This is a genomic window from Streptomyces sp. NPDC017991 (assembly GCF_044328075.1).
Classification (GTDB): domain Bacteria; phylum Actinomycetota; class Actinomycetes; order Streptomycetales; family Streptomycetaceae; genus Streptomyces.
On record NZ_JBIRGP010000003.1, the window covers coordinates 745402 to 758028 of the forward strand.

12 protein-coding genes are annotated in these 12627 nt (G+C 70.5%); 4 read left to right on the top strand and 8 right to left on the bottom strand.

What is annotated here, in order from left to right; translation table 11 throughout:
• Window positions 1-8: 8 nt before the first annotated feature.
• Complete coding sequence (locus ACH4DZ_RS11815; protein ID WP_398286868.1) at window positions 9-1499, top strand: glycoside hydrolase family 3 protein; 1491 nt, start codon at window positions 9-11, stop codon at window positions 1497-1499.
• Between the two features lie 324 nt (window positions 1500-1823).
• On the opposite strand, the gene nagB is transcribed toward ACH4DZ_RS11815, so the two are convergent.
• Entirely contained in the window at window positions 1824-2609 is a 786-nt protein-coding gene (gene nagB / locus ACH4DZ_RS11820) for a glucosamine-6-phosphate deaminase (protein ID WP_398286869.1), read from the bottom strand.
• Window positions 2610-3170: 561 nt separating this feature from the next.
• Between nagB and ACH4DZ_RS11825 the strand changes: the two genes are divergently transcribed.
• Entirely contained in the window at window positions 3171-4637 is a 1467-nt protein-coding gene (locus tag ACH4DZ_RS11825) for a sensor histidine kinase (protein ID WP_398287081.1), read from the top strand.
• A 266-nt stretch (window positions 4638-4903) separates the two neighbouring features.
• Here ACH4DZ_RS11825 and ACH4DZ_RS11830 read toward each other — a convergent pair whose 3' ends face one another.
• Both ACH4DZ_RS11830 and ACH4DZ_RS11835 read right to left on the bottom strand, forming a co-directional pair.
• Window positions 4904-5161 (bottom strand): WhiB family transcriptional regulator, encoded by a 258-nt coding sequence (locus ACH4DZ_RS11830; RefSeq protein ID WP_016639615.1) that lies wholly within the window; start codon window positions 5159-5161, stop codon window positions 4904-4906.
• Window positions 5162-5478: 317 nt separating this feature from the next.
• Window positions 5479-6447 (bottom strand): diacylglycerol/lipid kinase family protein, encoded by a 969-nt coding sequence (locus ACH4DZ_RS11835; RefSeq protein WP_398286870.1) that lies wholly within the window; start codon window positions 6445-6447, stop codon window positions 5479-5481.
• A gap of 158 nt (window positions 6448-6605) precedes the next feature.
• Between ACH4DZ_RS11835 and ACH4DZ_RS11840 the strand changes: the two genes are divergently transcribed.
• Complete coding sequence (locus tag ACH4DZ_RS11840) at window positions 6606-7055, top strand: hypothetical protein (RefSeq protein WP_398286872.1); 450 nt, start codon at window positions 6606-6608, stop codon at window positions 7053-7055.
• 117 nt (window positions 7056-7172) lie between these two features.
• Here the strand turns inward: ACH4DZ_RS11840 and ACH4DZ_RS11845 are convergent, their stop codons facing one another.
• From ACH4DZ_RS11845 to ACH4DZ_RS11855, 3 genes are all read right to left on the bottom strand, one after another.
• Complete coding sequence (locus ACH4DZ_RS11845) at window positions 7173-8318, bottom strand: RNA polymerase sigma factor SigF (protein ID WP_398286874.1); 1146 nt, start codon at window positions 8316-8318, stop codon at window positions 7173-7175.
• The gene (locus tag ACH4DZ_RS11850; protein ID WP_055512819.1) at window positions 8315-8728 is read right to left on the bottom strand and encodes an anti-sigma regulatory factor; all 414 of its coding nucleotides are present in this window, start codon (window positions 8726-8728) and stop codon (window positions 8315-8317) included. Before ACH4DZ_RS11850 ends, ACH4DZ_RS11845 begins: the two co-directional genes overlap by 4 nt.
• Window positions 8729-8979: 251 nt before the next feature.
• Window positions 8980-9240, bottom strand: a complete 261-nt coding sequence (locus tag ACH4DZ_RS11855; RefSeq protein ID WP_387326983.1) for a UBP-type zinc finger domain-containing protein — start codon at window positions 9238-9240, stop codon at window positions 8980-8982.
• A gap of 61 nt (window positions 9241-9301) precedes the next feature.
• Here ACH4DZ_RS11855 and ACH4DZ_RS11860 point away from each other — a divergent pair, with 61 nt between their 5' ends.
• Window positions 9302-10897 carry a Na+/H+ antiporter gene (locus ACH4DZ_RS11860; RefSeq protein WP_398286875.1) on the top strand — a complete coding sequence of 532 codons (1596 nt, stop codon included), beginning with the start codon at window positions 9302-9304 and terminating at the stop codon, window positions 10895-10897.
• Between the two features lie 15 nt (window positions 10898-10912).
• On the opposite strand, the gene ACH4DZ_RS11865 is transcribed toward ACH4DZ_RS11860, so the two are convergent.
• Entirely contained in the window at window positions 10913-11845 is a 933-nt protein-coding gene (locus ACH4DZ_RS11865; protein ID WP_398286877.1) for a 1-aminocyclopropane-1-carboxylate deaminase/D-cysteine desulfhydrase, read from the bottom strand.
• Between the two features lie 89 nt (window positions 11846-11934).
• On the bottom strand, window positions 11935-12525 hold the full coding sequence (locus ACH4DZ_RS11870) for an N-acetylmuramoyl-L-alanine amidase (protein WP_398286879.1): 591 nt from the start codon (window positions 12523-12525) through the stop codon (window positions 11935-11937).
• Between the last annotated feature and the right edge of the window lie 102 nt (window positions 12526-12627).

The following is a 12627-nucleotide window of genomic DNA, read 5'->3' on the forward strand; positions in this document are numbered from 1 at the left end:
GCCACCCGATGACCACCATTGCCTCCGGCACGGACACGCTGACCCGTGACGCCCTCGCCGTCCTGCAGCCCGGCTTCACCGGGACCTCCGCACCCTCCTGGCTGCTCCGGCGGCTCGGCGAGGGCCTCACCTCCGTCGGCCTCTTCGGCCGCAACATCGCCTCTCCCGACCAGCTCGCCGCCCTCACCGCCCAGCTGCGCGCGGAACGCGACGACGTCCTGGTCGCCATCGACGAGGAAGGCGGTGACGTCACCCGCCTGGAGGTGCGTACGGGATCGTCGTTCCCCGGCAACCACGCGCTCGGCGCGGTCGACGACGTGGCGCTGACCGAGGCCGTCGCCCACGAACTGGGCCGCCGGCTGGCCGCCTGCGGCGTGAACCTCAACTGGGCGCCGTCCGCGGACATCAACTCCAACCCCTCCAACCCCGTCATCGGCGTACGGTCCTTCGGCGCCGACACCGACCTGGTGGCCCGGCACACCGCCGCGTACGTCTCCGGGCTGCAGTCCGCCGGGGTCGCCGCCTGCACCAAGCACTTCCCGGGGCACGGCGACACGGCGGTCGACTCCCACCACGCGCTGCCGCGCATCGACGCCGACCTGTCGGTGCTGCACTCCCGCGAGCTGGCCCCCTTCCGCGCGGCGATCGCCGCCGGTTCCCGGGCCGTGATGAGCGCGCACATCCTGGTACCGGCCCTCGACCCGGCCCACCCCGCGACCCTCTCCCGCCGCGTCCTCACCGGGCTGCTGCGCGAGGAACTCGGCTTCGACGGGCTGATCGTCACCGACGGCATGGAGATGCAGGCCATCTCCGCGACCTACGGCATCGAGCGGGGCAGCGTCCTCGCGATCGCCGCGGGCGCCGACGCGATCTGCGTGGGCGGCGGACTGGCCGACGAGGCGACGGTCCTGCGACTGCGGGACGCGCTGGTCCGGGCGGTCCGCACCGGCGAACTCCCCGAGGAACGCCTGGCGGACGCGGCGGCCAGGGTCCGCGCACTGGCCTCCTGGACGACGTCGCGCGAGGACACGCCACCGCCATCCTCCGTCTCCACCCCCGAGATCGGACTGGCAGCGGCCCGCCGCGCGCTGACCGTGACGCGCGGCAGGCACCGCACACCCCTCACCGGGGCCCCGTACGTCGCCGCCCTCACCCCTGTCGCGAACATCGCGGTCGGGGACGAGACCCCCTGGGGCGTCGCCGCCGAGCTGCGGCGCCTGCTGCCGGGCACGGAGACCGGCAGCTTCACGGGGGAGGGGGCCGGGGCCGAGGTGCTCAAGGCCGCCGGCCCACGCCGAGTGGTCGCCGTGGTCCGCGACGCCCACCGCCACGCCTGGATGGCCGAGGCCCTCGACACCCTGATCGAGGCCCGCCCCGACACGATCGTGGTCGAAATGGGCGTCCCCCAGGCCCCACCCCGAGGCGCCCTCCACATCGCCACGCACGGCGCAGCCAGAGTCTGCGGCCTGGCAGCAGCGGAAGCCATCACAACGGCCTAGCCACGAGGTTTTTAGGGCCGCGGAAACGGCGCGCGCAGCGGGGCGCTTTTCAGGGGCGCGGGGAACGGCGCGACCAGCCACGACGCTCCCGCACCCGACAACGCACCGCCGCCAGCGAGGCTTTTTAGGGGCGCGGGGAACGGCGCGACCAGCCACAACGAACCCGCACCCAACAACGCACCACGGCCAGCGCGGCACAAGAAGGGTCCGGGTTCACCACGGGGGAACCCGGACCCTTCGTATGCCGCGCGGGCTACCGCAGGCGCGTCGCCGACCGCAGCCACGTCGCGGCCGGCCGCACAGTTCCCCGCACCCCCAAGAGCGCTAAATCCCCTGCCAGGCCGGCTTATTGGCATACGTATGCCGGAAGTAGCCCGCCAACTTCAACTTGGACGCGGCAGCCTCATCCACCACAACCGTCGCATGCGAATGCAACTGCAGCGCGGACGCCGGACACACCGCGGCCACCGGCCCCTCCACCGTCGCCGCCACGGCATCCGCCTTGCCCTCACCCGTCGCCAGCAACACCAGATGCCGCGCCTCCAGGATCGTCCCGATCCCCTGCGTGATCACGTGGTGCGGCACCTGCTCGATGTCGCCCTCGAAGAACCGCGCGTTGTCCACCCGCGTCTGCTCGGTCAGCGTCTTGATCCGCGTACGGGAGGCCAGCGAGGAACACGGCTCGTTGAACCCGATGTGCCCGTCGGTCCCGATCCCGAGCAGCTGCAGGTCGACCCCGCCCGCCTCGGCGAGCGCCCTGTCGTACGCCTCGCACGCCGCCCGTACGTCCTCGGCCGTCCCGTCCGGCCCCATGAACGCGCCCAGGTCGAGCCCCAGCGGCTCCAGCACCTCGCGCCGCAGCACGGACCGGTACGACTCGGGATGCTGGGCCGGCAGCCCCACGTACTCGTCGAGCTGCGCGACCCGCGCCCGCGAGGCGTCCACGCCGCCGGCGCTCACGGTCGCCGCCAGCGCCTGGTAGATGGGCAGCGGCGTCGAACCGGTGGCCACCCCGAGCAGGGCGTCGGGCTTGTGCCGGAGCAGCTCCGCCATGGCCCCGGCAATGAGCTCGCCACCCGCCTTGGCGTCCGAAACGATGACAACTTCCACGCTGGGCCTGCCGTTCTGAAGGGGGAACTCACCTGCGTATGTGGTATAGACCAATCTAGCAGAGCACTCCTCTCCAGTCGCGTCTTCGCGGGCCGCCGTCTCCCGGCGCCGGCACCGGCGCAACTCGCCCCGCGAATCCGGCCCCGCCCGTGAACCGCCCGGGGTTAGGCTGCGTGGTGGAAGTAGGACGCGAGTTGTTGGATTGACGGACAACAACAAACATCCGACAACGCATGGACAGCCGAAGTGGTCTAGTCCAGAATCGTAGGCAAAGCTGTCATAGGCAAAGCTCACATGCGCATCTGAACGAACAAGCCTCCGCCTTCCCCGCACAGGAAGGCGGATCGAGGAGCCGGCGCTCTCTGCCCTGACTGCACCGGGTCCTCATCCTCGGCCGATCGGGACCGCACACCCCGCGGCCGATGTTGCTCCGGGCTGCGGTGCCGGGAGGGTCGAGGGTCCCTCCCAGGCGCCGCGGCCCGCGGGTGTCTCCGGGCCCTTACGGGTGGCTGATTTCGGGTCTTGTCGTACCTGACGGGTACGCTCGCACATGTGCCCTCAATGAACGACCTCGTACGCCAGCACACCGCGCTCGGTGCCTCCGACCTTGAGTGGCTGCATCTGCTGGTCTCGGAGTGGCAGCTGCTCTCCGACCTCTCCTTCGCCGACCTCGTCCTGTGGGTCCCCACCCGCGACGGCACCCGCTATGTCTCGGTCGCCCAGATGAGGCCCAACACCGGCCCCACCTCGTACCAGGACGACATGGTCGGCCACCTCGTCCCGCGCGGCCGGCGCCCCATGCTGGACGCGGCCCTGGACGAGGGCCGGATCGTGCGCGAGGGCGACCCGGAGTGGCGCGAGGAGGTCCCCGTACGGGTGGAGTCGATCCCCGTACGAAGGGAGGGCCGGATCCTCGGGGTCATCGCCCGCAACACCAATCTGCTCACGGTCCGCACGCCCTCACGGCTCGAACTGACCTATCTGCAGAGCGCCTCCGACCTCGCTCAGATGATCGCGGCGGGCTCCTTCCCGTTCCCCAACCAGCAGGTCGACATGGACGCCTCGCCGCGCGTGGGCGACGGCCTGATCCGGGTGGACGCGGACGGCGTCGTCCAGTACGCGTCACCGAACGCGCTGTCGGCGTACCACCGGCTCGGTCTCGCCGCCGACCTGGTCGGCCATCACCTCGGCCAGACCACCGCCGAACTCGCCCCGTCCCGGGGGCCGGTGGACGAGGCGCTGGAGAAGGTCGCCAGTGGCTGGGCGCCCCGCGAGTTCGAGATCGAGAGCGACGACGGCGTGATCCAGCTGCGCGCGATCCCGCTGAAACCCAAGGGGACGCGCGTCGGTTCCCTGGTCCTCCTGCGCGACGTGACCGAACTGCGCCGCCGCGAGCGTGAGTTGATCACCAAGGACGCGACCATCCGGGAGATCCACCACCGGGTGAAGAACAACCTCCAGACGGTCGCGGCCCTGCTGCGCCTCCAGGCCCGCCGCATCGAGTCCGACCGGGGCCGCGAAGCCCTCGAAGAGGCGGTGCGCCGGGTCGGCTCCATCGCCATCGTCCATGAGACGCTCTCCCAGAATCTGGACGAGCGTGTGGAGTTCGACGAGATCGCCGATCGGGTGCTCGCCATGGTCGCCGAGATCTCGCCGGGCAAGGTCGTCGGCCGGCGCACGGGCCGCTTCGGCATACTCGACGCCGAGGTCGCGACCCCGCTCTCCATGGTCCTCACCGAAATCCTGCAGAACGCCCTGGAGCACGGCTTCCGCGAGGGCGAGCGGGGCACGGTCGAGGTGTCCGCGGTCCGCGGCGGCACATCGAAGGAGAACCGACTGCTGGTCACGGTCCAGGACGACGGGGTGGGTCTGCCCGAGGGCTTCGACCCGCATCGCTCGGGCAACCTCGGCCTGCAGATCGTACGGACGCTGGTCGAAGGCGAGTTGGGCGGCTCCTTCGACATGGTCCCCGCCCCCGAACGCGGCACCCAGGTCGTACTGGACATCCCGGTACGGACCCCGAAGTAGCCCGAGCCCCCATCAGCCCCTTTCGTACCACCAGCCCCTCCCGTACCACTGACACCTTCCGCACCACTACTTCACGAACACGCTGCGTAATCTTCACCGCGGGGAGCGCGGCCTGAGCACAGCAATGAGCCCCGGACCACTGAGTGGTCCGGGGCTCAAAGTGTCATTCGGTTGCGCATCGGGGGTACTGCGCGCTGCGGCTCGGGGGCGGGAGATGCGTACACGCTGTACGCGCCGCCAAGCTCAGGCTGTTGCGGGGTGGGTTGTCAGGCGGAAGCCTGACGGGCCCGGTTGCGGGCGGCGCGGCGCTTCATTGCGCGGCGCTCGTCCTCGCTGAGACCACCCCAGACGCCGGAGTCCTGGCCGGACTCAAGCGCCCACTGCAGACACTGCTCCATGACGGGGCAACGACGGCAAACGGCCTTGGCTTCCTCGATCTGCAGCAGCGCAGGACCGGTGTTGCCGATGGGGAAGAAGAGCTCGGGGTCTTCCTCGCGGCAAACGGCGTTGTGACGCCAGTCCATGGCTGCTACCTCTCCTTGGTATTACATGCACGTTGCTTGTGAATGTGAACGCTTTCACGAATCCCTCAACAAGTGAAGGGCCGACTACCAGACGGACTGGTGTGGTCCTTTGAGTGAGGAGGGGTTCCGGCGCTCTGTGGGGGCGATGTTGCGGCCCGTCCCGAGCGCCACGTAGAGACTCGCAAACCTCAGCGGCGGATACAACCCCTACCGGAAAGTTTTTTTTGATTCCTCGGTGTCGACTAGGTCACAGCCGTACTTCCATGGGGTGGATCCTGGCCTAAACGTTCGAGTGGAAGGACTTTAGCCCGTTCCGCTCACACAATCACACGCAGTGCACGGCGAACGCCTGTGAACGCGACGCTCGTACGCAGTCCGAGGTGGTCGCCGTCCATCTGGAGGGGGAGTGGGACCTTCGAATGCAAGGTGAAGTCGGTCAGATCATGCAGGGACACCGCGTGCTTGCCATGGGGTCCGCGTTCGGGGGACGAAGTGAGCAACTGGGTGCCATACCGGGCAACCGCGGTCGTCGACATGCGGCTGAGACCGAGTACGTCGAGGCCGGTATCGAACGAGGCCTTAGGTGACGCGTACACCGGGCGATTACCCAGATACGTCCACGGTGAGGTGTTGCAGACTATCGACAGCACCAGATCGGTCACCGGGTCCGCGCCCGGCCGCTCCAGCGTGATGGTGCCGCGGCGGCGGTGGGTCTCCCCGAAGAACTGACGCATCGCCTGGCGCAGATAGAGCGAGTGCGTGGAGCGCTTGCCGCGCTCCCGGTGCTGTTCGACCCGGCCGACCACGCCGGCGTCGAAGCCGAGTCCCGCGTTGAAGGTGAACCAGCGCGAGGGGACGCCTTCGTCCTCGGTGCCCGGGGTGCCCGCGGCGAGGCCGAGACCCACCGTGCGCTCCCGGCCCTCGCGCAGGGCGTCCAGGAGGGCCCCCGTCGCCTCGACGGCGTCGTTGGGCAGGCCGAGCGCGCGGGCGAAGACGTTGGTGGAGCCGCCGGGGACGACGGCGAGGCCGGGCAGCCGGTCGGGGTCGGGGCCGTTGTGCAGCAGACCGTTCACGACCTCGTTGACCGTGCCGTCGCCGCCTAGGGCCACGACCAGTTCTATGTCCTTGCTCTCCGCGGCCTGCCGGCCGAGGTCTCTGGCGTGGCCGCGGTACTCGGTGGTGACCGCTTCGAGTTTCATCTCGCTCGCGAGCGCGTGGATCAGGACGTCACGCGTGCGTGCGCTGGTGGTGGTAGCTGCCGGATTGACCACAAGAAGTGCACGCATGCGATGCAGCGTACCTACCGCGTGGTACTCGTCCCATACCGAGGTGAGGATCAGGTGAGAGCGGCAGAGCCCGCCGGTCGCCCGTCGCTCGGGCGCGGATCGTCCGGTGGGAGCCCCGGGGCCGAGGGCGCACAAGGGGCGAGGGCTACCCTTCAGGGGTGAGCTCTGAGCAGAATCCCACTCCGGAAAACGTCGGCGCCGAACCCCGCCCCGGGCGGCTGACCATGGCAGCCGCGCTCGTCGCGCTGGAGGGGACCGCCCTCGTCGCCGGGGGCGTCTACCTGCTGGTGATGGGCCTCACAGGCCATCCGGACGACCGGAGTCAGGCGGTCACCGGGGGTGTGACGCTGATCGCGCTCGCCCTGCTGCCTCTGCTCGCCGCGCGGGGGCTGCTGCTGCGGCGCAGCTGGAGCCGGGGGCCCACGATCATCACGCAGATCATGGCGCTGCCCGTCGCGTACAACCTGCTCCAGGCCGACAGTCTCGCCATCCCCGGGGGGATCGCTCTGGCGGTGGTGGCGGTCGCGACGCTCGTACTGATCCTGAACCCCGAGACGACGCGGGCCCTGGGGATCACCGGGCCGGGCGCGGTGCGTGACTCGGAGTGACGGGAGTCGCGCTGAGCGCTGAGCGCCGAGCGTGAACCGGCGCGCGGGTCGCACGGGCCGGGCGCCCCGTCAGGGTCGCCGCGCCCCTGACGGGGCGCGAGCCGTGTGACGTGCCGCCTACTCCTCCACCAGCAGCTTCTCGCGGAGCTGGGCCAGCGTCCGGGCCAGCAGCCGGGAGACGTGCATCTGCGAGATGCCGACCTCCTGGGCGATCTGCGACTGGGTCATGTTCGCGAAGAAGCGCAGCAGCAGAATGCGCTTCTCGCGCGGGGGCAGGTCCTCCAGGAGCGGCTTGAGCGACTCCCGGTACTCGACGCCCTCCAGGGCCTCGTCCTCGGAGCCGAGCGTGTCCGCGACGGCCGGGGACTCGTCGTCCGTGTCGGGGACGTCCAGGGACAGCGTGGAGTACGCGTTGGCCGACTCCAGGCCCTCCAGGACCTCCTCCTCCGAGATGCCCAGCTTCTCGGCCAGCTCGTGCACCGTGGGGGAGCGGCCGTGCTGCTGTGAGAGCTCCGCGGTCGCCGTGGTCAGCGCGAGCCGCAGCTCCTGCAGCCGGCGCGGCACGCGCACCGCCCAGCCCTTGTCCCTGAAGTGCCGCTTGATCTCACCGACGACCGTCGGGGTCGCGTACGTCGAGAACTCGACACCGCGCTCCGGATCGAACCGGTCGACCGACTTGATCAGGCCGATGGTCGCGACCTGCGTGAGGTCGTCCAGCGGCTCACCGCGGTTGCGGAAACGGCGCGCGAGGTGCTCCACGAGCGGCAGATGCATGCGGACCAGCTGATTGCGCAGCTCCGCGTACTCCGCGCTGGCGCCGTCCAGCTTGCGCAGCTCGATGAACTTGGCCCGCGCACCCGCACGGTTGTGCGGGTCGTGCTGTGCTCCCGACGCGCCGTTGTCGGCATTTCGCTCGTGTTCGTGCTGCTCGCTCATGATCCCGCCCGTCACCCGCCGCCGCCCTTCCAAGGACGTCCCCCCAGACTCCGTCCGGGGGGACCCCCACTGCGCGGCAACGTCTGGATCCTGTCGCCCGTCACTGCCGGAGAGCGCCACGCGCTCGTCCTGGTCGATCGGCTCTCTCCGAGCCGCCCCGGCCGCCGGGGAACTCCCGTCCTCCGGGTGCGGCCGGGCCTGCTGCTCGGGGATGCCGTCGACGCCCTCCGCCAGACGCCGGGGCCCGCCCGGGCCGCCTTCGCCCGCCGCGGAAAGTTCCCGTGTGCCGCGCTCTTCGTCCCGCACCGGCCCGTCCCCGTTCCTCACGCCGGCCCGGGTCCCGCGCCGCGCTGTTTGTAGAGGCTGATCGAAACGGTTTTGTCATCGGCCACCGAGGAGGAGACCTTGCCTGCGAGGGCCGACAGCACGGTCCAGGCAAAGGTGTCCCGCGCGGGGGCGTGGCCGTCGGTGGTCGGGGCCGAGACAGTCACCTCAAGCGAGTCGTCGATCAGGCGGAAGACACAGCTGAGCACGGAGCCCGGCACCGCCTGTTGCAGAAGGATCGCGCACGCCTCGTCCACGGCGATACGCAAATCCTCGATCTCGTCGAGGGTGAAGTCCAAGCGCGCCGCGAGGCCGGCCGTGGCCGTACGCAGCACCGACAGGTAGGCACCCGCAGCCGGCAGCCGGACTTCCACGAAGTCCTGGGTCGCGGGCTCGCCTGCGATCTGGGACACCCTCACCTCCAAGGTGGTACAAGCTCTTTCGGGGGCCGAGGGTCGCCCCCCGGGGTAACGCGCTACGTGTTTCAGCGGTGACGCTATCGCGCTCTCAGGTTTCCTGTCCCCGGGACCCCAACCCCTTGCTGTCACTCATAGTAAACCTATGTATACGCACAGTGGCTAGGGGTCTGCGGGCCCAATTGGGAAGAGGGCGCGCCGGATTGACGTACCCAGACGTCAGAGCATCGAACCGTCCGGAACCCACGTCACACCAGCACGTGGTCGACGAAGCACCAGCGCCAGCTCTCACCGGGCTCGAAGGTCCGCATGATCGGATGCCCCGTCTCCTTGAAATGCTCTGTGGCGTGCCGCAGCGGCGAGGAGTCGCAGCAGCCCACGTGACCGCAGTCCAGGCACAGTCGTAGCTGCACCGGGTGCGAGCCCACCGCCAGGCATTCGAGGCAGGTGTCGCTCAGCGGCGCGGGTTCCGGCTGCGGCAGCGCGTCGGCGTGCGTGCACTGTTTCATGATTGCCAGATTACGTCGGGTGTGCGGGAATCCGCGCGGAAATGAAAGCGGGCCGATACCGATGCATGTGATGCCCCTGCTCCTGCTGATCGCGGGCAGCGCCGCGGTGGCGGGCGCCGCGCGCCGTACTCCGGTGCCCGCGCCCCTGCTCCTCGTGGCGGCGGGCCTGATCGTCTCGTACGTGCCCGGGGTGCCCGACTACACCCTCGACCCCCATGTGGTCCTGCCGCTGCTGCTGCCTCCGCTGCTCTACACGGCCGCCACGGACAGCTCCTACCTCGATCTGCGGGCGCAGATCCGCCCGGTCGCGCTGCTGTCGGTCGGGTACGTGCTGTTCGCGACGTTCGCCGTCGGCTGGGCCGCGTACATGATCGTGCCGGACCTGTCGCTCACCGCGGCACTGGTGCTCGGCGCGGTCGTGGCGCCGCCGGACGCGGTCGCGGCCACCGCGGTGGCCCGCCGGGTGGGGCTGCCGTCGCGGGTCACCACGATCCTGCAGGGCGAGTCGCTGGTGAACGACGCCACCGCGATCACCGCCTACAAGGTGGCGCTGGCCGCCGCCGTCGGCGAGGGCGCGACCTGGGCGGGCGGCATCGGCGAGTTCCTGCTCGCGGCGCTGGGCGGCATCGGCGTGGGACTCGTCCTGATGGTGCCGATCCACTGGATGCGCACCCACCTGAAGGAGGCCCTGCTGCAGAACTCCCTGTCGCTGCTGACCCCCTTCTTCGCGTACGCGGTCGCCGAACAGGTGCACGCCTCCGGAGTGCTCGCCGTGGTCGTCGTCGCGCTCTACCTGGGCCACCGCAACTGGGAGGTCGACTTCGCGACCAGACTCCAGGAGGAGGCCGTCTGGAAGATGGTCGCGTTCATCCTGGAGTCGGCGGTCTTCGCCCTCATCGGCCTGCAGCTCCCGGTGATCCTGAAGGGCCTCGGCGAGTACGAGGGGGCGAGCGCGGCCTGGTACGCGGTGGCCCTCTTCGTGATCGTTGTCGCGACCCGCTTCGCCTGGGTGTACCCCGCGACCTACCTGCCGCGCCTGCTGTCCGCGCGGATCAGGAAACGGGAGGAGAACCCCACCTGGAAGGGGTCCTTCGTCATCAGCTGGGCCGGCATGAGAGGCGTGGTCTCGCTCGCCATCGCCTTCTCGATCCCGCTCACCGCGGACGGCGGCGAGGACTTCCCCGGCCGCAACATGATCCTCTTCCTGACCTTCACGACGGTGATCGGAACGCTCGTCGTGCAGGGACTGTCGCTGCCGCCGCTCATCCGCCTGCTGAAACTTCCCGGGCGGGACCAGCAGGCCGAGACACTCGCCGAGGCGAACGCCCAGGCGCAGGCCTCCCGGGCCGCCGAGCGGCGCCTGGAGGAACTCCTCTCCGACGAGCGCAACGCCCTTCCGACACCCCTGGCGGACCGGCTGCGCACGGTCCTGGAGCGCCGTCGCAACGCCGTCTGGGAACGCCTCGGCCAGGTCAACACCGTCACCGGCGAGACCGCGGACGACACGTACCGGCGGCTGTCCCGGGAGATGATCGGCGCCGAGCGCGCGGTGTTCGTGAAACTGCGCGACGGCCGCTTCATCGACGACGAGATGCTGCGGACCCTGCTGCGCCGCCTGGACCTGGAGGAGGCAGCCGCGTTCCGCGAGGGGACCTGATCCAGAAGAAACGCCCTAGGGGGCGCTGTCCGGCCTGCCCGTGATCACGGCCGCGACCGTCGTCCCGCGCGGGAACGCGCCCTCCGCCGCGAGCGTCACGAGTCCGTACAGCGACTTGGCGACATAGAGACGTTCGACGGGCAGGCCGTGGCGCTGCTCGAAGTCGTCCGCGAACGCGTCGAGTTCGGGAGATGTACGGGCGTAGCCGCCGAAGTGGAAACGGTCGTCGAGGGACCAGTCGCCGCGCGGGCCGCCGAACGCCTCCTCCTGGAGAGCGCGTATGTCGGCGCCGAGGAAGCCGCCCTTCAGGACCGGTATGCCCAGCGCGCGGCGGCCGGGAGGGAGACCGCCGACCAGCCCCGCCAGGGTGCCGCCCGTGCCGCAGGCCAGCGCGACGACGTCGGCGTGGTCGCCCAGCTCCTCGCCCAGCGCCGTGCAGCCGCGCACGGCAAGGGCGTTGCTGCCGCCCTCCGGCACCACGTACGCGTCCTCGCAGGCGGCCGAGCGCAGGAGCGCGGCCAGGGTCTTCGGCTCGCTCTTGCGGCGGTATGTCGATCTGTCGACGAAGTGGAGTCGCATGCCGTCGGCGGCGCACCGGGCGAGGGACCGGTTAAGCGGCCGGTCGGCGAGCTCCTGGCCGCGGACCACACCGACGGTGGGCAGGCCCAGGAGCCGCCCGGCCGCCGCGGTGGCCCGCAGATGGTTCGAGTACGCGCCGCCGAACGTGAGCACCGTGCGGCCGGCCGCCGCGCGCAGGTTCGGGGCCAGCTTGCGCCACTTGTTGCCGATCAGCTCCGGGTGGATCAGATCGTCCCGCTTGAGCAGCAGCCGCACACCGCGGCGCGCGAAGCGCTCGTCGGCGGCCTCCCGCAGCGGCGACGGCAGCCGCGGGCGCAGGACGCCGAGGTCGACTGCTTCAGGGGCGTCGGGGGTGTCGGGGCCGGTCACACCCCCATTGTCGGACACGCGTCCGAGCGACACGCGGGCTGCGCCGACACCGCCCCGTCAGCCGCGGCCCCGCGAGGGCGGCCCTGCCGTCACCGCAGGAGGGCGCGGACGCGGGTCCGCATGGCGGCCATCGTGAAGCCGCGGGGGTCGATCTTGCCCGGCTGCCATTCCAGGTGGCCGATCACCGAACGCTCCGTCCAGCCGTGGTGGCGGCAGATCGCCGCCGCGGCCCGCGCGGCGGCCGTCAGCTGGGCCTCGGGCCACGGGTCCTCGCCGTCGCCGAGGTTCTCGCACTCGAAGCCGTAGAAATGGCGGTTGCCGTCGGTGTTCGCCTCGTTGTCCGACGGCAGGGCCGTCTCGGCGATGACCGCGCGCAGGACGTCGTCGTCACCGAGTCCCGCGTGATTGGAGCGGCCGTAACCGACGAGGTGGACGCGGCCGTCCTTGGTGATGACACCGTGGCACAACGGGCCCGGCAACCCGCTGTAACCGTCACGGCAGATCTCGACCGTGCGCTGACTGCCCGACGTCACCGTGTGATGGATCATCACGCCGTGCACCGGGCCCCACGGCCCCTTGTGGTTGCGGTTGTGATGCTCCCAGTCGCCGACCTCGACGACAGTGATCCCCTCCGCCTTGAGCCGGCTCAGAAAGCTGCCCGCGGACATGGGTGAGGCCATGGCCGCCTCCTCACAGGGCGCGACGGCCACCCGCCGTGGCCGCCTCGTACCGCTGCTTGTACCCGCAACTCCCGTGCGGCGACCACCTGTTCGCAAGGCCAG